Below are 26,432 nucleotides of genomic sequence, written 5' to 3'. Positions count from 1 at the left end.
GCCCCTCTGTCAGCCACAGATTCCCTTGTGATCCTGATATTTCTCACAACGGTTTTCTATGTATTTACGCTTTCCGGAGGCGAGCACCGGAATCTCATCTACGATCTCTACTTTGATCCTTGCTTCATCGCCAAGGTATGGGCGGATCCTGCCAAGGATCTCTTCCTGATCCATCTTTGCCGGATCTCCGTTCAACCAGATCGTATAATCCTTCACATCTTCCTGGATGAAACGATACTGCTTCACGCCTTCGATATCCCAGAGATTGTTTGTGATGATGTAAGGTGTCACGGCATTGCCTTTGCAGTCGTAGATCAGATCACTTCTGCGTCCGTAAAGCTCGGACAGATAAAGCTTGAAGCGACCATTCTTTTCCTTGCGGACTGCCACCGCAGTATCTCCATTGTCATAACGGAGGATCGGAAATGCATAATTAAAAAGATCCGTGATCACGATACGTCCCAGCTCTCCCGGTTCCGCAGGCTCATCAGAATCCATCTTGAGGATCTCGTAATAATAGGTTTCTGTATCAATACGGTATCCCTCATCTTTCTCATTCTGAAGTCCCATGATTCCGTTTTCTTCGTTGGAATACCAGGCTCTTACCGGGCAGCCGAACTGTTTTTCCAGAGTTCTGCGGACCGGTTCCGGCATTGTCTCAGAGATCGGAATGATCGCCCGGACGCTGCAATTGCTGCAGTCTCTGCCGGATCTGCGGATATAGTCGCTCAGTTCTCCCAGCGCAGAAGAATAACCGACCAGGCATTTTACTTTTTTCTTCTCGATCGTATGGAACATCTCTGCCAGTGCCTGTTCATCCATGCGGGAACTGTCCATCATGATCATATTTTCCTGGATAAGCTGAAATTTACTCTTTTTGACATTATTTACCCAGACGCGGATAAAAGCTTCCTTCATTCCGATGTAGTAACCAGCCGCGGCTCCCAGGAAAATGCCGCCTGCTGTGTTATGGCGGATCTTGTCTCTGTTCTGGATCATGCGGAGCGGAGTTCCCGTGGAACCGCTGGTGCACATCACACGGTTATCCGTTGCATCCTTGTACGTAGAAGATACAAAACAGTCATACTGCTGACGGAACGTATCTTTGTTTACCACCGGAAGATCTTTCAGTGAAATATCCTCCGGATAATCTTTGTAAAAATCAGTTGTTTTTACCGCATGGGAGATCAGATCCTGAATCCTTTTTTCTGTTTCTTCAACAGAACTGCCTTCCTTCCAGGCGTAACGGATCTGGTCATAATATTCCCGGATCTTGCCACCCTTTGTCTTATCCAGCATCCAGAAGCCCATCCAGCGAAGTCTTTCATCTAAAATCATATTTTATTCTCCTCAGTTCAGAGCTTCTTTGATCGCATCTGCCATTGCAGAAAGCATCTCATCTGTCATTCCCGGATAAACGCCGATCCAGAAAGTATCTTTCATGATGCGGTCTGTATTTTCAAGGCTTCCGGCAATACGATATCCCTTACCAGTAGCACGCATCTGGTCAAAGCACGGATGTTTTGTCAGGTTTCCGGCAAACAGCATACGCGTCTGAACACCTTTGGATTCAATCTCCTGAACCAGTTTATTTCTGTCCACGCCTTCCCTGCAGGTGATGAGGAAACCAAACCAGCTCGGTCTGGAGTTTTCACACGCTGTCGGAAGAATCAGTTTATCCTCGGTTCCTTTGAGTGCTTCTTTCAGGTAGTTGAAGTTATGGATTCTTCGTTCTACGAAAGACGGGAATTTCTTAAGCTGCGCGCAGCCTACAGCAGCCTGCATATCGGTCGCCTTAAGGTTGTATCCGAAATGAGAATATACATATTTGTGATCATATCCTACCGGAAGTTCTCCATACTGACGGTCAAAACGATGTCCACACAGATTGTCCTGTCCCGGTGCACAGATGCAGTCTCTTCCCCAGTCTCTTAAGGATCTTGCGATCTTATTCAGAAGAGAATTATTGGTATAGACAGCACCGCCTTCGCCCATCGTCATATGATGCGGCGGATAGAAACTGGAAGTTCCGATATCACCGATCGTTCCGGTCAGTTTCTCCTCTCCGTTGATAGTATAAACAGAGCCCAGTGCGTCACAGTTGTCCTCGATCAGCCAGAGGTTGTGACGGTCGCAGAAGTCTTTGACTGCCTTAAGGTCAAATGGATTTCCAAGAGTATGTGCAAGCATGACTGCCTTGGTCTTTGAAGAATATGCACCCTCCAGAAGCTGCGGATCGATGTTGTACTGCGGGATCGCCACATCAACAAAAACAGGAACAGCTCCGTACTGGATGATCGGTGCTACTGTTGTCGGGAATCCTGCTGCGACGGTGATGACTTCGTCTCCCGGAAGGATCTGACGTTCCTTAAGAAGCGGGGAAGTCAGTGTCATAAATGCGAGCAGGTTCGCAGAAGAACCGGAATTTACAAGGGAACAGTATCTTACTCCCAGGTATTTCGCAAATTCGTGTTCAAATTCACTGGTGTAACGTCCGGCTGTCAGCCAGAATTCCAGAGAACTGTCCACAAGATTTACCATTTCTTCTGAATCATAAACACGGGACGCATATGGAATACGGTCGCCCTTTTCGTATGGTTTTTTGTTATTATGGTATTTTTCGCAGTATTCTTTTGTCAGCTTGAGGATCTCTTCTCTCGCCTGCTGTTCTGTCATTTCTTCAAACATAATTTTCTCCCTTATCATCGTTTTGTAAAGTATCTGAATTCCTCATTATAAAAGGAAAATCTGTTGTTTAATTTATAAGTATCGCAGAACCACTGGTATGTCTCCGGATCATTTCTCTGCCAGATTCCCAGTGAAGATTTGTTTGTAAAAACTGCCGGTGCATCCTCTGTTTCAAGCTGTTCTTTCAGTTCTTTCAGAGAATCCGGGCGAACTGCCATGTCGCTGAAGTCCATGGTAAAACACTGTGTGCTCCAGTGGAGCATGCTGTAGACTTCTGCCACATTCAGACCGAATGCATGCGTATTTGCAGGCACAACGGCTACCACCTGCTGTGCAAAATCTTCAAACTCTGCCGTGTTGTGGAAGTTTTCTTTGATCTGACTGTTCTGTGAAAACTGCAGTACATTTCCCGTTCCCATTGCCAGTACAGAGGCCGCACAGATAAGTCCGATCCCGCCCCGCATAGCTTCATAAAAAGTACTGCGGGCGATATTTTCCCAGCCATTTTTTCTTACAAAATCCATTCCGTACTGGGCAAGATAAGCCGCCAGAAGAACGGCTGAAAGGCTGATACAGTCCAGGTTATGGTAGGATGGACGGTTCATATAATAAACAAGGCATCCCAGTGCACCGACACTGAGAAGAAAGACCAGATCTGTCTCCCAGCGGCGTTTTTCTTTGTCTCCAAACCAGCCTGCGATTCCCATTGCAACGCCAGTCAGAAACAGTGTGATCACTGCCATATATGCACTTGGATACGTTGGCAGATCGAGATGAAGTGTATCTGTCATGTATCCGTCAGAAAGCAGCGGAATCAAAAAGTCTCTCACCGAATTCATCGGACTGTGTTTGGAAAGATTATAAAGATTTACGATCCCATAAGCGCCCGCAAAAGCAAAGATCATGCCTGCACATTGCGCTCCGACAGAAAAAAACAGTTCCCGGATCTTCCATTTTTTTCTGGAAAGCAGTCTTGAAATATAAAGTCCTGCCCATGATACTGTGAGAAGAAGTCCTGTCTCTGTATTCCACAGGATTGCGAGCATACAGAGCAGATATCCACCTGCCGCAGTCCAGAGATTACTCCATTTTTTCTTAAGGATCACTGTTCCATAAAGAAGGAACAGCATAGGAAAGATCACTCTGTGCGGCCACACCTGCCAGTAGTATCCACCGCGCATTCCAAGCACCGGAAATGTCAACGCAAGTGCCGCAAGGATACGCAGAACTCTGCTTCTGACAAGCATCTGCAGCACCAGAAATGCACAGATATAAGCCAGTGTTCCGATGCCTGCGATCATCAGTACAAATGCACGGAAATCACCATGAACCAGTTTCATCGGAATCTTGAAAAACAGCCCGTAATGGCCATAAATACTTGTCACATTGTGTGTATACGGCATTCCCTGATATACATTATAAACAGAGTTAAAATATGCATGTGCATGATAATTATCACCCTGTTCGCCTCTTCCGTAAATGTTCGGCGTATACATGCAGTAAAAAATCAGAACCACAAGTGCCGCATAGGTAAGCCAGACGATCCATTCGCCTTTTTTCTCCTTAAGAGAAAGGTTCTCGTACATCCAGAAAAACACTGCAAGCTCTGCCAGAAACAGAAGGATCATCACTGCAAGCGGCTGTGTGTGCCAACCATATTTCATAGAAACTGTTCCTACCTGTTCAGTCTCTCTTGACACGCATACGGTCCAGAATGGAAGCTGTGATGCCAGAAGGATCACCAGCGAAGCTTTCTTAAATGCAGTACTTTCCAACAGACCCGGACCATCTGTCCAACATCCGGTCAGTGCCATTACACCAAGGAACAAGATGCAGAACAAAACCAGCGTCATTCCATAGATAAGAATGTTGTTATTTCCAAGTGCACTGATCCGGTCAGAAAGCCCCGGAATCAGAAAACACCCCAGAAAAAAGCATGCTGTCAGAAGCCACGCTGCCAGTCCGCAGACAATTTCCCGATTCTTTTTCATATATTTATTTTTCCTTTTCTATACATTCTGTTTCAGGTATGTTACTGTTCACTCTGTTCACAGTAACTTGGTCAAAATGCATTCCAAATCACCTTCGGTGATGGCATTTTGCCCCGTATGTCTCGGGATTTTGCCATCTTCATGGCAAAACACCTCGCGGGATATTATCTGTGAACAGTGGCACAAGATATTCCCTGATCTGACGATCTGTAAATGCAGCCATATCCGCTCCGTCAAGCCATGCCTGATACCATTCTACGGTATGGGCGATCGCTTCTTTTACCTGCCAGTGCGGTTTCCATCCGAAGGTACTGCGGATTTTGGAACAGTCAAGTTTCAGGAAGTTCGCCTCGTGAGGACCTCCCTGATAGAGATTCTCCCAGGCAGCCTCGTCACCCCAGGATGCGCAGAAAAGATCTGCCAGTTCGCCTGTTGTGATACAGTCGTCATCGCCAGGTCCTACATTGTAAGCTCCTGCTTTTGATGCATCTTCGTACTGGCTTCCGGCGAGCATCAGGTATGCGCCCAGCGGCTCCAGTACATGCTGGTATGGGCGGGTGGAATGTGGATTCCGAACGGCAATCTTCCGTCCCTTTGAAACTGCTCTTACGCAGTCCGGAACAATACGATCTGCCGCAAAATCACCACCACCGATCACATTGCCGGCACGTGCTGTGGACACTGCGATCCCGAGCTCATTGAGAAAAGATTTCTCATAGCTGTGCGTTACCAGTTCGGAGCAGGATTTGCTGTTAGAATACGGATCATAACCGTCCAGTTCATCTGTTTCGCGGTAGCCCCACTCCCATTCATTATTTCGGTATACCTTATCTGTCGTCACGTTCAGGAAAGATTTTACGCTCCTGCACTGTCTCACTGCTTCCAGAATGTTGACCGTTCCCATGACATTTGTCTCATACGTATAAACAGGATTTTTGTAGGATTCTCTCACGATCGGCTGTGCCGCCAGATGCAGTACGATCTCCGGCTGTGCCTCTGCAAAAACCTGATGCAGTTTCTCCAAGTCGCGGATATCTCCTGTGACAGAACGCATCCTGGATTCTATATCCAGAAGATGAAACAGATCCGGTTCTGTCGGTGATTCCAGCGCATAGCCTGTAACCTCTGCTCCCAGGTTCAGAAGCCAACGGCAGAGCCAGGAGCCCTTGAAACCAGTGTGTCCGGTTACAAGAACTTTCTTTCCTTTATAAAAGTTAAAATCAAATGTATTACTCATCTATTTCTCCTTTTGCTCAAGCATAATGCCTGCAATTCAGGCATAGATAAAGTTACTGTTCACTCCATTTACAGTAACTTGGTCAAAATGCATTCCACATCACCTTCGGTGATAGCATTTTGCCCCGTATGTCTCGGGATTTTGCCATATTTATGGCAAAACACCTCGCGGAATATTACCTGTGAACAGTAATTAAACAATTTTATTATACTCGCATTCATTTGTAAAGTCACTTGTTTTTGCCGGATTTCCGATATATCCCTTTAGAGAATAAATAATTCCTGTTCACAGTAACGATAAATATTAAAAAGGTCCCCGGAACATTCCTGTTCAGAAGACCTTTGTGAAATTTATGGTAATCTTATTTACAGAATAAATTTACGGATGATCTCGGCAACTCCGTTGTGATTGTTGTCGTGCTCCGTCACATAATCGCCGTATTTCTGGATTCCCGGAAATGCGTTGCACATTACTGCGCCAACATGGGCTGCCTGAAGCATTTCGATATCGTTCTGTGCATCTCCTGCAGATACGGAATTCTCGATCGGGATTCCCAGATGATCGCACATCCAGCGAACTGCTTCCCCCTTGGAGACAGCCTTTGGCACGATCTCAAGATAAGTTGCATTTGAGAAAAAGCTTCTCACGGTATCGGAATATTTAGAAAGAACTTCTTTCTGGAATGCTTCACTTTTGCTTCTGTCATTGTCAATTGCCAGAAGTTTATATGGATCCTGAATGATTGCATCCTTTGCGTTTTTTACGATTTTATATGGTAAGTTCTGTACTTTCGCGTATTGCTGAAGCAGTTCATTGTTCTCTACCGTCAGAATCGCTTCATCTGAATATGCCTGCATATACAGATTTCTTTCTACTGCTTTCTCAAAAATCTCAACTGCTGTATCCTGTGAAAAAGTTACACCATGAATTGTTTCTCTGTGGTAAGGATCGTAAATCTGTCCGCCGTTAAAAGCGATTACATAACAGCCCTCTCCTGTCAGTCCGACGCGTTCTGCAATCTGCAGTCCGCTGGCAAGAGCACGTCCTGTTGTCACAACGATCTTGTGTCCTTTTGCCAGTGCCTCGTCCACTGCTGCCCTGTTTCCCGGGGTGATCTCCTTCTTGTCATTCAACAAAGTTCCATCCAGGTCTGTGAATAAAATCCTGGTATCAACTGCCATCTTTTCTCTTCCTCCATCTGTATACATTTGCCCTTTATATCCAAATATATAATATCTTCCTTCGTCTTCGCAAGAGTTACTTTTTATCTGGTTCCAGATATTTTCTGATTTCTTCTTCCTCCAGATGTTCCCCGATCACAATGATAACTTTCTGTCCAGCTTCGATCGGACGCAGGGTGATCTCGTGATGTGTGGCATTCAATTCTGTCCACGATCCATCTGTTTCCTGTGTAAATCCCTTGATACGAAAAACAGAGCCACAGGCAGGATCTTCCATAATTTTCTGCGCTGCTTCGCGCAGATCTTCTTTTGAGATTTCCAGATCCATGAAATACTTAGACTGAAAAACATCGTCATCATCCAGGTTCATTTTCTCGTAATCTTCAGCAATGTATCCGCTGTTCATGATGCGCTCAAAATCTTCATTTTCAAACTGTTCCCAGTCTTTTTTTATGATCTCATCTTCCTTCAGTCTTCGCTTGCAGTGTACCGTTTCCAGTGCGCGGTTCAGGTGATCGATCGTGTTCTGGATCGTTTCTCCAGAAGCCTCCTGTGTCTTGCTGAGGACAATACAGCCTGCATCTGCGACCTCGGAAGCCAGGATATAATCTGCCTCCTCTGACATTTTTTTATCCAGTCCCACATCAACAACAGCGATCACATTTCCGATCTGATACCAGCGATCCAACGGTTCTTCGTGCAGTGCATCAAAAAACTCATCCATATCAAAAATCCCTGACGGCTCGATCAGAACGCGGTCATATCCGCACATTCCCATCGCGATCAGTTTGGTCTTGAAACGTCTTCTGTGGCAGTCTTTGTCGCATCCTCCGGCTACCATTTCAAGCTCACACTGTTCGCTTTCCAGCTCCCGAAGCAGCATCATATCTACATTTACCGCGCCGAAATCATTCTCCAGAATTCCGATATTGTAACCCTGATCCATCAGATAACGGGCATATTTTTTTATGAAAGTTGTCTTTCCTGATCCGAGAAATCCTGTGATCAGATCTACTTTAACCATGTAATTTCCTCCTGTATGTTTTGTGCAAATATATGATGTCCTTTTTCTGAAAAATGTACTCCATCGTATACGACTGGGATGTCCCATTTACCAGCGTCCGTAAAGCCGATTCCCAGGCGTTCTGCGACTTTCTTGTATTCTTCGCCAAGTTGTCTTGATTCCTGATACTGCCGTTCTTCATCTACCCAGGCACCGTATTCCATCCGGGCTGGTGCAATCAAATAGAGTGTGATCTTTCCACTGGAAACCGCCGGTTCTGCCATGAGTTTTTTCAGAAAAGTCTCCATTCTCTGTGCCGTATCTTTCGCTGTAAACTGCTGTTCCTGCAGAAGATCGTTCGTTCCAAGCATGATCCACATCCATACGGGAGCATCCTTATCCTGCCAGTCCTTTAACTGTTCGCAGGCAAAACGGATCTGGCTTCCTGTGTGCGGAATACACCTTCCACAGATGCCGTGATTCTCGATCTTCCACTTCGTTTCGCTCTCCAGGATACCTGTCCAGCGGTTTTGTTCTGGATACTGGTCCCCCATCAATGTACACGGATCATAGCCGTATGTATTGGAATCTCCATAACAGATGATCGTTCCTGCCATCGTTTTTCCTCCGTTTCTATCCACAGTTTCTGTTCATTTAACTCCTGCCATAAGCCATGCGAGCAGTCCATATTCTACAACAAGGATCAGAGGTACTCCTACAGAAAATTTCTTCTTTCTTGTCTTATGATGAAAGGTTTTCATTCCTGCCCACGCACCAAAACTTCCACCCAGAAGCGCAACCCCGATCAGAGTACTTTCCGGGATTCTCCATGCCCCACGTTTGGCTTTTTCCTTGTCAATTCCATACATCATGAATGCCACTATATTTATCGTTATCAGATACCAGCTGAAATATTTCATTAAATCCATATGTTTCGTTTCCTCCCTGTACTATTTTATATGAACTGTCCTCCCAGTTCTTTCAGTCGCTGCTTCCGCTCCTGATAATCCGGCATTTCCTGCTCCACAATCGCCCAGAACTTCGAAGAATGGTTCATCTCTTTTCGGTGTGCCAGTTCATGAACCACCACATAATCCAGAATCTCCGGCGGCATCAGGACCAGTCTCCAGTTAAAGTTCAGATTTCCAGCCGAACTGCAGCTTCCCCACCGGGTTTTCTGCTCTCGGATCGTGATTCTGCCATAGTTTACTCCCATCCGTGCCGCAAAATATGCCGTTCTTTCCGGGAATATTTTAAGGGCTTTCTGAACACCGTCTCTTCGTTCTTCATCTGTGATCACATGACGAGTCTCCCGGTAATCTTCAAGCTTTTTCTGCTGCTTCAGGATCCAGTCTTCGTGATCTTTTACAAATCTGACAACCCTGTATTTCGCCAGTCGCTGCGGCGCACGCACGATCACTCTGCCATCTGGTTTTACCTGCAAAGATATGGTTTTACGGTCTGAACGGATCAGTTCATATGTTATCGTATCTATCGTTTTACCCTCCGTAATACAAAAAAAGTTCCACAGTATCATCATTTTCACCGTAATGATACCATGAAACTTATTTTGCGTAAAGAACAGCGGCGCGGATTGCGAATATCCGCTTTGCTACCTGCTCATAACCAAATAACTGCTCCGCAGTTTATTTGGTTAAATTCTCATCATCTCCGACATGATACATGCCCCGGAAGCACCGCAGTCCATTACTTCCTGTATCTGTCTGGTTCCTGCGTGGATGCCGCCGATCGCATATACCGGGATCGTTACGGCATTGCAGATTTCTCGCAGGAAGTCTAATCCCCGTGGCGGCAGGCCTTTCTTGCAGTCGGTAGTGTAGATATGCCCTGCTGTCAGATAGGTTGCTCCGAGTTTCTGCGCTTCTTTTGCTTCCTCTACAGAGTGTACAGAACATCCCACTGCCAGAAAATCACCTGGATTTTCGCTGTTTTCTCTGAGAAGAAACAGAGGCAGATGAATATATGGATGCTGCAATTTTCTCGCTGTTTCCAGATATGTATGAAGCATACATGGAACCTGATATTGTTTACATAATGTCAGAATCTGTACTGCCAGTTCTGCATATTCTTCCTCAGAAAGATCCTTTTCTCTGAGGATCACAGCCCTGGGATGGAGTTTACAGACACGTTCCATCTGTTCCAGGAACGGTCTGCTGCTCAGTTTGCGGTTTGTCACTGCAATGACATTTTTATATTCTTCTTTATAAATAGACATAATCATTCATGACCGGCTGGAGCTGGTGATCCAAAAGTGCCTGATATACTTCATCTACAGACCTTCCGTCTGAGATCTCAAACTGGTCATCTCCTTTGTCTTCAATATCGTCTACGTGGCTTCCGATTCCCGTGCTGACGCCTGCTGAGATCTTGGTTGCAGCGATATTTACCAGATTGTCTCTTACTCTCTCGCACTCTCTTGTGGACACAGTAATGCTCGCGAATGGCATAAACAGACGGTATGCACAGACAACCTGGAGAAGCTGTGGTTCATGTACATCCATCGGGTTGATCCTGTCATTATTGATGATCGGACGAAGTCTCGGGCAGGAAAAAGCAATCTCTGCATGAGGGTATTTTCTCTGGAGCAGCCATGCATGATAGCCTGTCGCAAATGCATCCTTACGGAAATCGTCCAGACCGAGAAGTGCTGCAAATCCTACACCTCTCATGCCGCCTTTCAGCGCACGTTCCTGTGCGTTCAAGCGGTACGGGAAGATTCGTTTGTGACCTGCAAGATGAAGTGTTTCATACTTGTCTGAGTTGTACGTTTCCTGGAAAACTGTTACATAATCCGCACCGCATTCATGCAGATAATGATACTCGTCAGAGTTCATCGGATAAACTTCCAGACCGATGACCTTAAAATATTTTCGTGCGATCTTACATGCTTCCCCAATGTATTTCACATCAGATTTCGCTCTGCTCTCACCTGTCAGGATCAGGATTTCCTGCAATCCTGTTTTGGAGATCGCTTCCATTTCTTTTTCGATCTCTTCTGCATTTAACTGGGCCCTGCGAATCTTGTTGTGACAGTTGAAGCCACAGTAGATGCAATAGTTTTCACAGTAATTCGCGATGTAAATTGGTGTAAACATATATACACTATTGCCAAAATGTTTCCTTGTCTCTACTCTCGCCGCCTGTGCGATCTCCTCCAGAAGAGGAAGTGCTGCCGGGGAAAGAAGTGCCTGAAAATCTTCGATCGTGCGGTTGTCATGTTCCAGTGCCCTGCGGACATCTTTCTCTGTATACTGGTCATAATCGTAGGCATTCATTGCGGTAATGACCTTTTCCATAACATCTGATTCTTCCATTGTTTCCATGCCCGGAAGATACTTCATATGATCGATACGGTTCTTTTTCATATCCTCAAGGATCACTTCATTGACGATGCTTTCATTGAAATGTTCTCCATGATTTGCTGCTGTATTCTCTGCCATTTTATTCTGTCCTCCGTTCCTTAGTCATGCAGAAATCCTGTCAGTGGTGATGACGCGCTGGCACCTTTTTCCAGAGTACGTCCCAGTCCGGAAAGATATGCGCTGCGGCCTGCTTCGATTGCTTTTTTGAATGCTTCTGCCATTGCCTCTACATCTCCTGCTGTTGCGATTGCAGTATTTGCCATGACCGCGGAAGCTCCCATTTCCATTGCTTCACATGCCTGGGAAGGTCTGCCGATTCCTGCATCTACGATGATCGGAAGGTCAATTTCATCGATCAGGATCTGGATAAATTCTTTGGTACAGATGCCTTTGTTGGAACCGATCGGAGAGCCAAGAGGCATAACGCAGGCAGCTCCGGCGTTTACCAGATCTCTTGCTGCGTTCAGATCCGGGTACATATATGGCATAACTACGAAGCCTTCTTTTGCAAGGATTTCTGTCGCTTTAATGGTTTCATAGTTGTCCGGAAGAAGATATTTGGAATCATGGATGACTTCAATCTTTACGAAATCTCCACAGCCAAGTTCACGGGAAAGTCTTGCGATACGGACTGCTTCTTCGGCATTTCTCGCGCCGGAAGTGTTTGGAAGAAGTGTAACATTATCTGGAATATAATCCAGGATATTCGCAAGTCCGCCTTCGTTTGCACGGCGCAGTGCAAGTGTGATGATCTGTGCCTCTGCTTTTTCAATGCAGGCTTTTACCAGATCCAGTGAAAATTTACCGGAACCAAGAATGAAACGTGAGGTAAATTCGTGTCCTCCAAGAACCAGTTTATCCTCATTTTTGCCGCTTCCGCCGCCCATAAAACTTACGATTTCCATAACATCACCCTCCTTCAAAATGGTTGTTCCATATAATTCTCTTGCAAGTATTTTGTCGTTTAATTCAATTGCTACCTGAACCGGTACGTACTTGTTCGTCTCCAGATATTCTGTGACTGATAATGGTTTCTCAAGTGTTTTTTCTACTCCGTTTACTGTGATCATATTTGTCCTCCTGTGTTGTGATACATTAGTAATAACGATACATACGAATTATTACGCTGCTTCGCAGCTTCATAATTCTACAACCATTCGGAATCCGCAGATTTACTTCGTAAATCGCTACTTCCTCATGTTTGGCGGCTTCAAAAAAGAGTTCACAAAAGAATACACCCGCGGTGGTGCACCCCTTCATGAACTCTGTTCACTCTCATTTGTATCGCTATGAAATTGTGTTCCTGTTCAGATATGAAACGAATCAGCAGACGCGCCACTGGTGTTCTCTCGATATGTAATACAAAAAAGGAGACGCCACAAGGCATCTCCCGTAATATCCACATACGTTCACATTCCTACGTTGGCATTATCCAAATCAGGTATAAGGGTCGAAGTTAATTACTTCCTCTCAGCCTGCCAGTACAAGCTCCCCTGCTTATTTACAAAGTTTAGTATATGCTTTAATCACAATTCTGTCAAGTCTTGATTTTTACACATTAGCTTTGTACAGTATGACAAAACACCTCGCGGGATATTACCTGTGAACAGTAACTATAATTTTATACATAAGAAAAGCCCGGATCTCTCCAGGCTCTTCTCGGTCTTTTTATTTTTCAAAGAGGTCTACCAGTTCCTGTCCATCATCATATCCGGCATCTTTGAGCTGTTCTACGAACCACTCATCTACACCATCTACTGCTTCTTTGAAGGAATCGATATCCATATCATCTTTGTCTGTGATAGTTACGCCATTCTTTGACTGCCAACGAGTCTTGATCTCCTCATCACCGGAACGGTTGATGTAACGCTCATACTCAACGGCTTTCTGTCCACACTCATCAACAACTGCCTGCTGCTCTGGTGTCAGAGTATCATACAGATCCTGGTTGATACAGAAGAACAGACAGTCATAGATCGCATCCCACATGGAGCAGTACGGCTGAACCTCCTGCACGCTTGCCGCGTCGATTGCCGGAAGCGGGTTTTCCTGACCTTCTACTGTGTTCTGCTGCAGAGCAGTGTAGGTCTCAGACCAGTTCATGTTTGTCGCATCTGCGCCCCATCTCTTGTAGCATTCCATCAGAAGGTTGGAGCCTGCTACACGGATCTTGAGGTTCTTCATATCGTCGACAGTTTTTACTTCGTGCTTGCTGTTTGTCAGTTCACGGAAGCCGTTCTCTGCGATACCCATGCAGTGCAGGCCATAACTGGAAAGGATCTCTTTCAACTTATCACCGGCTTCGCCATCGAACTTCGCATCCGCATCATCATAAGAATCATAAATAAACGGAAGTGATACTACATTAAATCTCGGATCAAATGCTGAATAGATCAGGTTGGAATGCATGGAGATCTGTACCGGGTCTCCGTTCATCAGTGCCTGAATTCCCTCGGACTGATTTCCGTTTGTCAGCTGGTCTGCTGCGTAAACATTAACTTTGATCTTGCCTCCGGTTGCTTTTTCCATCAGTTCTCCGAACTTACGTCCACCTTCTGCCCAGGTACTTGTCTCCGTTGTGGAGCATGCAAAGTTCCATGTTGCTTCCGGCCAGTCAAGGTCACTGTGATCAGCCACCGTATCTGTAGATTCCTGTGTAAAGAGATCAACCAGTTCCTGTGCGTCATCATATCCTTCTTTCTCGAGTTCCTTAACAAACCACTCATCTACGCCATCTACGGCTTCTTTAAAGGAATCGATATCCATATCTTCTTTATTTGTAATGGTCACACCGTTCTTTGACTGCCAGCGGGTCATGATCTCTTCATCACCTGAACGGTTGATATAACGCTCATATTCAACCGCTTTCTGTCCACACTCATCAACAACTGCCTGCTGCTCCGGTGTCAGGCTGTCATAAATCTCCTGGTTGATACAGAAAAACAGACAGTCATAAATTGCATCCCACATGGAGCAGTACGGCTGAACCTCCTGCACGCTTGCTGCATCGATTGCCGGCAGCGGATTCTCCTGGCCCTCTACTGTGTTCTGCTGCAGAGCTGTATAGGTCTCTGTCCAGTTCAGGTTCGTTGCATCTGCGCCCCATCTCTTATAGCATTCCATAAGAAGATTAGATCCTGCAACACGAATTTTGAGATTCTTCATATCATCCAGAGTCTTGACTTCATGCTTGCTGTTGGTCAGTTCACGGAAGCCGTTCTCTGCGATACCCATGCAGTGCAGTCCATATTCAGAAAGCAGTTCTTTCAGTTTTTCACCGGCTGCACCGTCAAATTTAGCATCCGCATCATCATAAGAATCATAGATAAACGGAAGGGATACTACATTGAATCTCGGGTCAAATGCAGAATAGATCAGGTTGGAATGCATGGAAATCTGTACCGGGTCTCCATTCATCAGTGCCTGGATTCCTTCAGACTGATTTCCGTTTGTCAGCTGGTCGGTTGCATAAACATTAACTTTAACCTTGCCTCCGGTAGCTTTTTCCATCAGTTCGCCGAACTTACGTCCGCCATCTGCCCAGGTACTTGTCTCTGTTGTAGAGCAGGCAAAGTTCCAGGTCATTTCCGGCCAGTCAAGGTCGCTGTAATCTTCAATTGTATTAAAGGAGTCACTGCCATCTCCTGCATCTTTTGAAGATGTGCTTTCTGTGTCAGCAGAAGCCTGGTCTCCTGTGTAAGAGCCATCTTTTGCAAGTGCTTTCGGCAGTGCTGTGGAAGTTGCCGGAATATATGTAACAATCAGAAGTACCGCAACACTGGCTGCGATCATCGGCATAACTGCTCTTGAAATCTGCTGCAGGGTAACTTCCAGACCTTTCTTGATCTTGATACTGATCGCAACGAAAAGGTTGACACCAACCGGAGGTGTTACCTGTCCGATTGCAAGGTTTACAGTTGCCATAACACCGAATGCAACAACGTCATATCCAAGTGCCTTACATACCGGAAGCATGATCGGGATAAAGATATACATTGCTGAGTTTGCATCGATAAAACATCCTGCGATCAGGAAAATAACATTTACGATCAAAAGGAATACAAACTGATTGTGTGCGATAGAGCCAAGCAGTCCAGATGCAGCATCTGCAATACCAAACTTGGTACATACAAATGAAAACAGTGATGCACTGGCAACGATCAGCATGATTCCACCAGTAGTCTTTGCAGAATCTACCAGGATATCAAACAGGTCTCTGAAAGACACTTCTCGGTAGATCACCATACCTACAAAAAGTCCATACACAACAGATACGGCTGCTGCTTCTGTTGGTGTAAAGATACCGCCATAGATTCCGCCGAGAATGATAACCGGCATCAGGAATCCCCAGAATGCATCTTTGAAGGTATCCCAGCGTTCTTTTGCAGATGCTTTCTGGCGGGATGGTTTGATATCATGTTTGTTTGCTTCAAGAAGTACTACGATCACAAGTGCAACACCCATCAGGATTCCAGGAACGATACCTGCCATGAACATATCAGCGATAGATACGCCTGTGATGGATGCGTATACAACGAATGCGATACTTGGCGGTATGACGATCGCCACCGAACTTGCCGTCGCCATCAACGCTGTGGAAAACGGTGCGGAGAAACCGCCCTGCTCTACCATTGCCGGGATCAGAACAGCGCCAAGAGCTGCTACTGTAGCCGGACCGGAACCGGAGATTGCTCCGAAGAAACAGGAAACAATAACGCATACAATCGCGATACCACCTTTTTTGTGTCCGACGCAGGTGTCGACAAAATCGATCAGTCTGCGGGAAATTCCGGCTTTTGCCATAATATTTCCGGACAATACAAAGAACGGAATTGCAAGAAGAAGGAATTTACTGATTCCTGAATACATATTTGTTGCAACGATAGTAAGTGAGGTTCCTGAATACAGGATAGCACATACTGAGGAAAGTCCCAGGCAAAGCGCGATCGGCACACCAAGGATCAGAAAAACAAAAAATGAAATAAACAAAACAGCACTGATCATTTATTTGTCCTCCTTATCGTTATTATTTCCAAAACAGACATCCAAGCAGTATTCAATAAAATGAAGAATCATACAGCCTGCTCCGATCGGTACAAAGGACCAGAATATCCATTCCGGCCAGTTCAGTACGAACGTTCTCTTACCATTTGCAAGCTGGGTAAGAACTTTGTCCATACCATACTTAAAGAGAATCACTGAAAAAATGATGCTAAGCACTGTAATCAGAATTACTGAAGGTTTTTTCAGTTTTTTCGGAAGACGGTCCGTAACCAGCGTCAGGCTGACCAGTCCTCCCTCACGACATGACAGTGCTGCTGCCAGAAGTGTGATAAGTACAAATACCGCAACAACAAGTTCTTCTGTAAAGGACCATGAGCGGTGGATGACTTTACGGGAAAATACATTTCCCACTGTGAGCACGAGGATCAGCAGTGTGGAGATCACAAGTACGATTTTTTCAACTGTTGCCAGTGCATTCATGAGTTTTTTGTAGACTTTCATCCTCTCTTCCTCCCTTTTGTTTTTCCGGTTTCAGAAATATTTTTGGGTATAAAAAAACCGCCCCTCAGGGACGGATATATTATTCCGCAACCACCCTGTTTCTCCATTGAAACAAGTACGATTCTGCAACGTACCGGCATACGCGTCTCCTGTAACGGGGAGCCTCCGTGAAAACCTACTGATGAATCAAAAACGTTCGGTCTTCCTTCTCAGGGATGATATTCAAAACAGTGCCGTTACCGCATCACACCAACTGCGGCTCTCTGGAAACGCGCATTCTCTGTCTCTACTGATTCCCATCGTAGAATTTACTGTTATGCTTTAGTCTATTACTAAGACAAAGTTATTTTACAACTCTTTTTTGATACAGTCAAGTCCTTTCTCGACAGAATGTAACAATTTTGTCGCAAATTTTATAAACAACAAAATAAACTGACCGGTCATTACTTTCCTTTGTAATAATCGGTCAGCCCCATGCACAGATCGAACTCGTGGTTCATTCTCTCCACAAAACCTTCTTCATTGTCAGTATATGGCTGTGCGTCATTGACGATATATCTTCCGAACTTCATTCCATCCAGTTTGAATTCAGAATTCTCTGTCCACATGCCATGAGCTCCCTGCCAGTAGGAATCCTCTCCTGCTACGCTCAAAACAAAAGCGTCCACATATTTGTCATCATTGCTGTCATAATCCATGTAATCAATCTGGGAATCAAACGCAGACAGAACTTCCTCCGCCAGTTCCTCGATTGAATTGTTATCGTTTTCGTATTTCTCCATATCATACTTGGCAGTATAATAAAAAACATCTCCACTTAGCTGAAGCTGTGAATTGGAAATATCCTTTGCATATGTAGTCATACTGTTCTGATTTCCGCTGAAAAGCAAAGTTCTCAGTTTATCAGAAGTAAGTGCCCCTTCTTTGAATCGGTTATCCGGAAAATCGACCATAAATACCGGCATCTTGACTGTGCCTTTGACTGCTGCATGTTCCTTCCCGTCGGAACAGACTTCCTGAGTCAGATCTTCTGTCGTATCTTCCTGAACTTCTTTATCCTTTGCACTGCAGAAATTTACAGCAAGTATTGAAAGTATAACTCCTGCAAATACCATTTTACCAAAACGTTTCATAATAATCTCCCCTTACAACCAAACCACCGAACCACCTGCCTCCCAACAGATGATTCTGATTTCCTTGTAACGGCTCTTATTATACACTTGCAGATAAGTGTGCTGTAAATTCGATTTTTCGTGAGTGAGTTTTTCTCATGGTCAGTTTGCTGAACTATCCCTGCAGTTTACTACATAAATACCAACGCACACCAGAAGCAGGGCGATCAGACTTCCTGCATTAAATGCCTGGTGGACTTCGCCCAAGACCAGTGCTGACAGAATCACGCTGCACAGTGGATTTACAAAACCAAATATCGCGACTTTTGAAACGTCATTCCATGCAAGCAGCACAGACCAGAGTGTGTATGCTACTGCTGAGACCATTGCCAGATACAGTATGAGCAGTATTCCCCCGGCTGTAACATTTCCAAGATGTCCTCCCATGCCCACACCAATCAAAGTCAATATGATGCCTCCCATTGTAAACTGTGTTCCACTCAGAACTACCGGAGATACTTTTCTGGAAAAAATATTGATCAGCACAGTGGAGATTCCATAAGAAAGCTGCGCGATCAGGATAAAACCTTCGCCAGTGAGTTTAAAGCCCATATCCAGTGAATTTCCCATCAGATTGATGACTACAACTCCTGCGAAGCCGAGAATACAACCGGCGATCTTCCTGCCTGTCATTCGCTCGTTTCGAAACACAAGACAGGCCAAAAGGATTGCAATAAAATTCCCAAGTCCGGTAATGATTCCACCTTTAACGCCGGATGTATGTGCGACACCTATATAAAAGAAAAAATACTGTCCTACTGTCTGTGCCAGACATACTGGTACAGCATATTTCAGGATTTCTCTGTTCGGAAGCATGATCTTCCTTTCTCGAACAGATGCAAAGATCAGAACCAGAATACCCGCCAGTGTAAAACGAATTCCGGCAAAAACGATCTGACTTGCCGTGTCTGCAGAATCCACCTGCATCAGATTATACCCTGTTTTGATAACAGGGATCGCACTCCCCCATAAAACACAGCATACGCACGCCAGAAGCGCAACGATACCTGTTTTTGTCAGGATGTTTTGTTTTTGTGTCATGATTTATTTCTCCTCTTTAGATGTATTATTTATTACTTTACTTTAATTTCTCCAGTACTGGAAGAAGGCATCCTCCTGCTCAGAACGGATTCCATACTTTCTTCTTGCTATATAAAACTTTGATTTCCAGAGCGATGTTTCAACCGGAATCGTTGCTATATTATGGAGCCGGACGATATCCATATAAGGCAGAACCGCAATTCCAAATCCATTCTCCACAAGCCCTGCAACTACCTCGATCTCTTCTGCTGCACACACCGGTTTGACGCTGATCCCCTCTGCCGCAAAAAGCTGCTCCTGCAGTTTACGGAATCCACTGGTTTTGGAAAACATGATCTGCGGATAATACGCAATCTCTTTTAATGAAACTGTATCTCGCTTTTCGAGTGGATGTCCCTTCGGAACTGCTACTGCGATATAAGATCCCCGGATCGGATAATATTCCAGCTCATCCGATTTCAAAAGATCTGAACAAAATCCAATATCATATTTCCCTTTCTGAAGTCCCTCTGCAATCTCCGGTGTCAATCGGTTGTAAATGATAAATGGAAAAGTTGCTCCAAATTCCCGCAACATTCGCGGAATCGTTCCCGGTGCCAGCGGATATACAGAGCCGATCCGTACAGTCTTCTCTTCTGTGCGGAGTCCTGCCGCCCTTTCCTCCAGGCGCAGATATGCATCCAAAATCTCTTCGACTTCATTCATCAGCTCTTTTCCATAACTGCTCACACTCACATTACGTCCCTCTTTCTGAAAAAGCGGCACTCCATACTCCTCTTCCAGAGTTTTAATCGCATGGCTGAGTCCCGGCTGTGAAATATTCAGTGCCTGTGCCGCTTTTCCATAATGCTGGATCTTTGCCAGCTCTGCGAAATATTTTAAATATTCAATATTCATAGGTTCCTTCTTTCATAAATGCCAAATTGCAAACTTATTTTGTACCATTATCTGATATCACAGAATCTATTCCTGCCTTCATGATATCACATTTCATTTACTTTTAGAATTGATTTATTCAAAATAATCATTTGTTTTTATCAATTATCTTGTATATAATAGGCACAGTTCAAAGAGAGGCCTAACAATATAACAATAAATTTAATTTTTAAGGAAGAAGGATACTTAACGTATGAATACGAAAAAATTTCATCTCGCCGGAGAAACAGCTCTCCTGCTCGTTTTATTGATCAACTCCCTTGCCGTGGATCTGATGTCCAAGAGCGGCTTCGGAATTTCAACGATCTCCTCTGTACCGCTTATTTTCAGCACAGCTTTTCCATTCCTCACATTTGGAACATGGAACTATATTTTCCAGACATTGCTTGTCATCACACTGATGATCCTGAAACGTTTCTTCTGCCCTGGCTACCTTTTTTCCTTCATAGTCGGAATCGGTTTCGGTAAAATGCTCGACGTCCACAACGCATGGCTTCAGACACTGCCAAATGCCCTGCCGCTGAACGCAGTATACTTTGTCGCAGGATTTGCTCTGATGTGTTTCGGTATCTGCCTTGCAAACAACTGCATGCTTCCGATCATCCCTACAGACACTTTCCCACGCGACCTGTCCGAGATCTTAAGCCAAAAATACAAAGTCATCAAAACCACTTTTGATCTCACCTGCCTGACGACCACCGTTGTCCTGTCCCTTACGATCCTCCACAGATTCTACGGAATCGGCTTCGGTACTGTCTTCTGCGCATTCGTAACGGGAAAAGGTGTTTCCCTTGTTCAGAAGTTCTTCGACAAACATGTGGAATTTTACCGCGTGACTGGAAGGAAACATGTTGTAGTTGGAAGGAATGTGCGCCACGCATAATAGTAAGTAGGTAATCATCCGTATATTGACATTTTATAAAAGCCATCTGATACTGTTTCTGGCTGTCTGCCAGATTCTATATCAGATGGCTTAGTATTATTTTTTTAGTTTAGTACGGCAGTATTCCGGAAGATTCTCTTGCTGGATACGGTCAGACCACAGTTTTGCTTTTTCTTCTTTATTCATAGTGATATAGAATACCTCCTGAGTTTTAAGGAGATTGTAGCAGAATAAAAAACAAAAAAACAGATACGGATGATTACCTACTTACTTCTTTTTTGGATATAAAAAAACCTTGCTTCAAGGGATTTTCTCCCCTGAGACAAGGTTTTAGTTTCTTTTGGGTTTTCTTTTTTGGACTCCTTTTAGGGCTTTTGGCACGGTGTAGTTTTGTCAGGCAGGATTAGTAAAATTGTGTCAAAAGGGAGTGCGAAAGAACATTTGCAATTATTCAAACTCGCAAATAAATCCTTGTCACTATACATTTTTGTATCGGTATTATGGTTCTATTTGGTATACTAAACTCTAAATTCTCTAGCAAATAATCTCTAATCACTCTACATAAGCATTTCCCAATACTGTGGTTACAAAATCATCATTAATAGATAATGGATTTTTATTATTATCTTTTTTCTCCAAAGTTATATGATATTCGAATTCTTTACGATTTAATAAAGCATATATAACTTCAAGTGAGGTATACCCTTTTCCAACATAAAAATTTATAGTATCCATTAACGCATCTATATAAAAATGAAGATTTTGTACAATTAAATCTATATATGGAAAGTGCGATCCGTCGTGAACAATCATATTCCTATTTCTATAGATTCGCATTATTTGCCATTCTAACCTTCTTCGATGATTAGAAAGAACTTTCTTTAATTCAAATCTATTAGAAAATCTTTCAGAATAATGTTGAATTCTATATTGTAAAAGTGGATAATTTATTAATGCATTTACTAAATCTGTTTTATTCTGATCAAATTCAGGAAGTACTAACATTGCAACCATCTTTTCCACTTTTGTATTTCCCTTTGTAATATTCTCGAGTCGATTATCAAACTCGACACAGCAATGTTCTAAATCAAATATTAACTGTTCTATTAAAGATTTTATGTATGATGAATTCAAAACTGTTGTGAGTGTATTACTAATTTGTACTATTTTACTATAACTATAATGCTTATCGATTTCAATAAGCACTTCTACAATAGTCCACAAATTAAGTAATTGATTGCTCACATTTCTTGATTCCATTGCAGAAGAATGTAAATTAATAGCATTGATCATTTTCCCCCCTATAACAGGAAAATTTTGTATCATTTCCCCTATACGGACATATGTTTGTTCCTCTGTTCTTGTACGCCCTCTTGATAATAAAGTAGCCGGCTTTGATAAATTATACTCTTTTCCTGACTCAATCTCCTTTACAATAGCTTTATTTGCATAATAAGCTTTACTTATATGACTATTATATTGCTTTAGTGATACGAACAAACTAATTAAAGAAGAGGCTTCAATCCGAGCACTTTCTGGATCCAAAGAATTAATCTCTATTTCCACTACCCATCTGCAAGAGTTTCCAAATAATTCCTGCTTATTTTCTGTTACAGTAATATTCTGAAAATGATCCAGTAATTTTTTTATATCGGCTCTTTTTATCGGCAAAATTACATTATATTTATATTCTTTAAATGAAAACATCTCCCAAAATAAATTTATCTCTTCTGACACATCCATTATTTCATTTTCACATGAATAATATCGTTCTTTTATTTGAGCATAGATATACTCTTGACTATATCCACGATTGATTAATTCCGTTAGCAGAAGTCTGCTTAAATTTGAAAGTTTTTCTGAATCTTTAATATTCAAAATCGTTTTTTGTAAAAGTTGCTCTATCTCACTCTTGAGAGTATTCAAATATTTATCTTCTATTGCCATATCATCTATTAGAAATAGCAATGTTTTACGAATTATTTTCAATGAAATTTCAGATCCAGGATCTTTATTTAACTGTGCACAATCTCTGGCATATTCTCCTTTATCGTTTTTATTATAAAACAAGCTATAAAAATCTGTTCCATATAGTTTTCTTGCAACATAATCATTTTCAAACACACTCGACAATTCATCAAACATAGGACGCATATTTCCTTTATCGATAATGTCTGCTTCTATCTTTTCTATACTTGATAATATTTCAACACATAAAAAATGAAAATTTAACGTAGGAACCTTATATGAATCATGCCCATATGGAAATAGCATCTCTTCCATACTTTGAACAAAAAACAAAAATGGAGTTTCGATAGTATTATTTAACCAATTTTCAAAAGAATATGCTTTCATAACAAGAACCCCTTTCTTAATTAAAATTTGTAATCCTGTTTTATCTCGGTCCCATAAACTTGTCCCCATTCAAATGTATCATATGTTCCGGCATTTCAGCAATCCAAACCTCCGTCTCCCAGGCAAGTTCCTCTGCAAACTTTTTGTATGTCTTAAAGTCCAGAAATGCTGTTACAAATATCTTTCCTGCCGTAACATCTTTTGTCATTTCTTCAATTTCCAATATGCGCTTCGGATCCATCGGACCGACCGATGTTACCGATTCTACAAAATAAATCCAGTCCTTATCTTCCCGGTACAGCACAACATCCGGCATCTTATCATGTAGTGTAATTTCAAATCCCAGCTCTTTCAATTTTTCTACATTCTTTACCAAATCTTTTTCTATTGTATCTCCAACGTATAAACATTCAGAATTGGGTGCAAATCTCGGTGCAAATTCTTCAATAATGGCTTTTTGCAGTTCATTATGCTTACCTGTAGAAAATTTAAAGCTTTCACCATTTATATTTACCGGCATCATTGTCATCTTCTTTTTAGAAGCATATAGATCAATTAACTTCTCATGGTAGCAAAGAAATCGCTTTATAGATTCCCTCCACTTTGGAGTTCCCATAGTTCTTAGTATTTGTACTGTTTCTTCCGTCAGTCTATACCTATAATTCGGACTGTTAGTTGCCTTTCCATTATCCTCTATTAAGGCTGCTGTTCGGAATCTGTGCAGAGCCTGCTTCCTAAACGTTTCTCTACTATTTTCCGCATAACTCATACCATAAAATGCATTAACAAACTGAATAATATCATGAATACGAATCCATTCATTTGTTGCTTCACTCCATGACATATCTGGTTTTACTCCCGCCATTGCCAGTATCACGTAACAACATATATCCGCTTGCTGTGCCTTAGGCATACCTATTGTTTGCAGAAATTCCCTTGTTTCTTCTATCTTCTTCTCCACAGTACCCCTCCAATATTAAATTGCAATTTGCCTCTGAATAGTCCCTACTTTTAAGCACTTTTCTTCCCATTTCCTGAATATCTTCTAAATCCGGCACAGGCATTGCATTGATCTCTGTTGAATTAACCTGCGTAGATCCGTTCAAAATACGATAATATTCATCGTAAAGCGTTGAATTAAACAATACATACAACCCATACACCAGGCATTCTGACATTTCCGTTAATACACCATCCACAAAATTAATTTTATTCTGCGTACTTATCTTTTTATATTGTGGAAATCTTTTTGCCAGGTACACTCCACACTGTAATCTTCGAGGTTCCTCCTTTGCCGTAAATCGTTTCACAAACAGATAATTCTTGTTATCCTGCATCAATCCCTTTTGTTCTGTCACCACATATTCATGTTCTTTCTGTATTGGGAACTCTACCTTTCCCTGTTTTATATGCTGCGAATAAAATAAAGGAATCGCTCCTTCTTCTTCCTCGTCCCGCAGAATTTCACGATTACGGAAATCCACCGTTAACCCTGTTTTCATTTTTACTCCAATTGCAGGCAGCGTTTTATCAAATTTATGAAGTTTTCTCAAAACCTCTACTTCGTTTTCATCTGTCACAAGATAAACATAATAATCCTCACCAGCTACAACCAAATCATACGGGACTGTCAATGAAGTAATTTCGCCAAAGTCACTATTTGATTGCGAAGATGTAATGGTAACGGTTTCTGGCGTTTTAACCGTTTTTCTCACCTTAATAATAATCGTTTCCTGCAATACACTCTCTTTGTCAAACACCTTACTACGGCTAACAAAAAGATGAATATGTTCCAGTTTACCTACTGTCAGGAAGTACTCTCTAAAGCGTTTAAAATATGCTCCGGATGTCCATGATCGAGGAATAATATATACCATTTCCCCATCCTCACATAAATTAAACAGTCCCATAGAAGCAAAAATAAAATACAAATTCGGTGCCCCGTAGCATACCTCCGGCATTGCTGTTGCTTCTGGAGCATCTTTAGGGATTTTCATATATGGCGGATTGCCAATTACAAAATCATATTTCCTAGGATTATCATTTCCACCTATCATATGATTAAAATCAAGATACTGACTAAGGATATAATTATCTTCGATTATATTAATGACTATCTTTTTTCCAGATTTTTCCTTGCAGTATTCCAAATTTCGCTTCAACAATTGCAATACGTTATTATCATTCTCATAACAGGTAAGCTCAATTTTCTGAATGGAATCTATCGTTTCCAATCTTTCAATGAAGGCACATGATAATATGCCCGAACCTGCTCCTGCATCGAGTACGCTTACCTTACTCTTCTTTTCATCAATATTATATAAACTAGCCATAAAACGGGCAGTCTCCATACTTGTAAAAAACTGTCCATATTTTTTACGCTCTTTTTTTGGCATACTTTCTATATATTCGTTTGTAAGTTCTATAATTTTTTCTAGCATATTCCACCTACCTACAAGCCTTTTATTTCTTGCTATTATACTATAACTCATCCCTGTTTTCAATGTCCTTTTGCAAACGTATGTTCTTTTTTATTTCGCATATTTTATAAAAAATTAAGTAACTATTCAGTACCCCGTTAAGTACATCTTGATTTTTCGGCAAAACAGAGAAAATAAAATTTCTGTTTCGTCATCGTTTTAGTGTAAAATGTGGATAATTTTTCAGTTTGGTTGCCAAGTGCTTTGGGTTTGTGGATTTCTGAAACATAACTCCTTAGTTTTACCCAGATAACAGCATTTTTGTGGATTTTATCCGGGTGTTATCAGCATTTAATCTCTGATTTTTTCTGGTTATCCACCGTCATTTTGACAGTATGCAAAAATCTTACGATTCGCTTTTTACCCCATTTTCCGTTAAAATAGAAGTATCAAATTTTAATTGTGAATACACCTATCTTGATATCAGTCCCAAACGTGGAAATGCAGGCATGGAACAATGCGGTGTTCTCCCGGAATTCAAAGGGATTGCCATGCACGATTGCTGGGCTTCCTACTGGAATTATCCGGATATTCAGCATGCAGTCTGCTGTGCCCATCTTCTCCGTGAATTAACGGG

At 42.6% G+C, this 26,432-nt stretch carries 22 protein-coding genes, 1 riboswitch and 1 other annotated feature; of the genes, 2 read left to right on the top strand and 20 right to left on the bottom strand.

Translation table 11 applies throughout. The features are described from left to right. Nucleotides 1-9: 9 nt before the first annotated feature. From WMO75_RS11980 to WMO75_RS11900, 17 genes are all read right to left on the bottom strand, one after another. On the bottom strand, nt 10-1,338 hold the full coding sequence (locus tag WMO75_RS11980; RefSeq protein ID WP_349078092.1) for a phenylacetate--CoA ligase family protein: 1,329 nt from the start codon (nt 1,336-1,338) through the stop codon (nt 10-12). 12 nt (nt 1,339-1,350) lie between these two features. Then, nucleotides 1,351-2,688, bottom strand: a complete 1,338-nt coding sequence (gene rfbH, locus WMO75_RS11975; RefSeq protein WP_118699420.1) for a lipopolysaccharide biosynthesis protein RfbH — start codon at nt 2,686-2,688, stop codon at nt 1,351-1,353. A 14-nt stretch (nt 2,689-2,702) separates the two neighbouring features. Further along, nucleotides 2,703-4,679 (bottom strand): hypothetical protein, encoded by a 1,977-nt coding sequence (locus tag WMO75_RS11970; protein ID WP_349078091.1) that lies wholly within the window; start codon nt 4,677-4,679, stop codon nt 2,703-2,705. A 139-nt stretch (nt 4,680-4,818) separates the two neighbouring features. After that, nucleotides 4,819-5,916 carry a CDP-glucose 4,6-dehydratase gene (gene rfbG, locus WMO75_RS11965; RefSeq protein ID WP_118252194.1) on the bottom strand — a complete coding sequence of 366 codons (1,098 nt, stop codon included), beginning with the start codon at nt 5,914-5,916 and terminating at the stop codon, nt 4,819-4,821. 365 nt (nt 5,917-6,281) lie between these two features. Beyond that, nucleotides 6,282-7,097, bottom strand: coding sequence for a Cof-type HAD-IIB family hydrolase (locus WMO75_RS11960; protein WP_349078090.1), 816 nt, complete (start codon nt 7,095-7,097; stop codon nt 6,282-6,284). 76 nt (nt 7,098-7,173) lie between these two features. After that, nucleotides 7,174-8,121 carry a GTP-binding protein gene (locus tag WMO75_RS11955; RefSeq protein ID WP_022214422.1) on the bottom strand — a complete coding sequence of 316 codons (948 nt, stop codon included), beginning with the start codon at nt 8,119-8,121 and terminating at the stop codon, nt 7,174-7,176. After that, nucleotides 8,109-8,717: a GDSL-type esterase/lipase family protein gene (locus WMO75_RS11950; RefSeq protein WP_349078089.1), complete on the bottom strand. Its 609-nt coding sequence runs from the start codon at nt 8,715-8,717 to the stop codon at nt 8,109-8,111. The genes WMO75_RS11955 and WMO75_RS11950 overlap by 13 nt, the downstream gene beginning before the upstream one ends. 33 nt (nt 8,718-8,750) lie before the next feature. Then, entirely contained in the window at nt 8,751-9,029 is a 279-nt protein-coding gene (locus WMO75_RS11945) for a DUF1294 domain-containing protein (protein WP_319638501.1), read from the bottom strand. A 26-nt stretch (nt 9,030-9,055) separates the two neighbouring features. Next, on the bottom strand, nt 9,056-9,640 hold the full coding sequence (locus WMO75_RS11940) for a M48 family metallopeptidase (protein WP_330417631.1): 585 nt from the start codon (nt 9,638-9,640) through the stop codon (nt 9,056-9,058). 114 nt (nt 9,641-9,754) lie between these two features. Next, nucleotides 9,755-10,342, bottom strand: a complete 588-nt coding sequence (locus WMO75_RS11935; protein WP_022213398.1) for a thiamine phosphate synthase — start codon at nt 10,340-10,342, stop codon at nt 9,755-9,757. After that, entirely contained in the window at nt 10,323-11,561 is a 1,239-nt protein-coding gene (gene thiH / locus WMO75_RS11930; RefSeq protein WP_118699415.1) for a 2-iminoacetate synthase ThiH, read from the bottom strand. The genes WMO75_RS11935 and thiH overlap by 20 nt, the downstream gene beginning before the upstream one ends. 20 nt (nt 11,562-11,581) lie before the next feature. Beyond that, nucleotides 11,582-12,553, bottom strand: coding sequence for a sulfur carrier protein ThiS (thiS, locus tag WMO75_RS11925; RefSeq protein ID WP_022213400.1), 972 nt, complete (start codon nt 12,551-12,553; stop codon nt 11,582-11,584). Nucleotides 12,554-12,879: 326 nt separating this feature from the next. Next, nucleotides 12,880-12,988, bottom strand: a riboswitch (TPP riboswitch). A gap of 163 nt (nt 12,989-13,151) precedes the next feature. Then, nucleotides 13,152-16,487, bottom strand: coding sequence for a TRAP transporter large permease subunit (locus WMO75_RS11920; protein ID WP_349078088.1), 3,336 nt, complete (start codon nt 16,485-16,487; stop codon nt 13,152-13,154). Continuing rightward, nucleotides 16,488-16,988, bottom strand: coding sequence for a TRAP transporter small permease (locus tag WMO75_RS11915; protein WP_173906012.1), 501 nt, complete (start codon nt 16,986-16,988; stop codon nt 16,488-16,490). Between the two features lie 63 nt (nt 16,989-17,051). Next, nucleotides 17,052-17,300, bottom strand: a binding site (T-box leader). Between the two features lie 131 nt (nt 17,301-17,431). Next, a complete protein-coding gene (locus tag WMO75_RS11910; protein WP_349078087.1) occupies nt 17,432-18,121 on the bottom strand; it encodes a metallopeptidase domain-containing protein in 690 nt (229 codons plus the stop codon). A gap of 141 nt (nt 18,122-18,262) precedes the next feature. Next, on the bottom strand, nt 18,263-19,201 hold the full coding sequence (locus WMO75_RS11905) for a DMT family transporter (RefSeq protein WP_349078086.1): 939 nt from the start codon (nt 19,199-19,201) through the stop codon (nt 18,263-18,265). Nucleotides 19,202-19,243: 42 nt separating this feature from the next. After that, complete coding sequence (locus WMO75_RS11900; protein WP_349078085.1) at nt 19,244-20,098, bottom strand: LysR family transcriptional regulator; 855 nt, start codon at nt 20,096-20,098, stop codon at nt 19,244-19,246. A gap of 232 nt (nt 20,099-20,330) precedes the next feature. On the opposite strand from WMO75_RS11900, the gene WMO75_RS11895 reads away from it, so the two are divergent. Continuing rightward, nucleotides 20,331-21,020, top strand: a complete 690-nt coding sequence (locus WMO75_RS11895) for a DUF6198 family protein (RefSeq protein ID WP_349078084.1) — start codon at nt 20,331-20,333, stop codon at nt 21,018-21,020. Between the two features lie 552 nt (nt 21,021-21,572). Here the strand turns inward: WMO75_RS11895 and WMO75_RS11890 are convergent. The 3 genes from WMO75_RS11890 to WMO75_RS11880 are packed head-to-tail and all read right to left on the bottom strand — an operon-like array spanning nt 21,573 to nt 25,816. After that, complete coding sequence (locus tag WMO75_RS11890; RefSeq protein ID WP_349078083.1) at nt 21,573-23,375, bottom strand: hypothetical protein; 1,803 nt, start codon at nt 23,373-23,375, stop codon at nt 21,573-21,575. A gap of 40 nt (nt 23,376-23,415) precedes the next feature. Next, nucleotides 23,416-24,336, bottom strand: coding sequence for a BsuBI/PstI family type II restriction endonuclease (locus WMO75_RS11885; protein WP_349078082.1), 921 nt, complete (start codon nt 24,334-24,336; stop codon nt 23,416-23,418). Next, nucleotides 24,281-25,816 carry an Eco57I restriction-modification methylase domain-containing protein gene (locus tag WMO75_RS11880; protein ID WP_227616790.1) on the bottom strand — a complete coding sequence of 512 codons (1,536 nt, stop codon included), beginning with the start codon at nt 25,814-25,816 and terminating at the stop codon, nt 24,281-24,283. The genes WMO75_RS11885 and WMO75_RS11880 overlap by 56 nt, the downstream gene beginning before the upstream one ends. 374 nt (nt 25,817-26,190) lie before the next feature. Between WMO75_RS11880 and WMO75_RS11875 the strand changes: the two genes are divergently transcribed. Next, a partial coding sequence (locus WMO75_RS11875) for an IS66 family transposase (protein WP_349078081.1) occupies nt 26,191-26,432 on the top strand: 242 nt, incomplete at its 3' end.

This window comes from Blautia intestinihominis, assembly GCF_040096655.1.
Lineage (GTDB): Bacteria > Bacillota > Clostridia > Lachnospirales > Lachnospiraceae > Blautia_A > Blautia_A intestinihominis.
The sequence above is the reverse complement of the archived record's forward strand: the minus strand, read 5'-3'. Positions and strand labels throughout refer to the sequence as shown.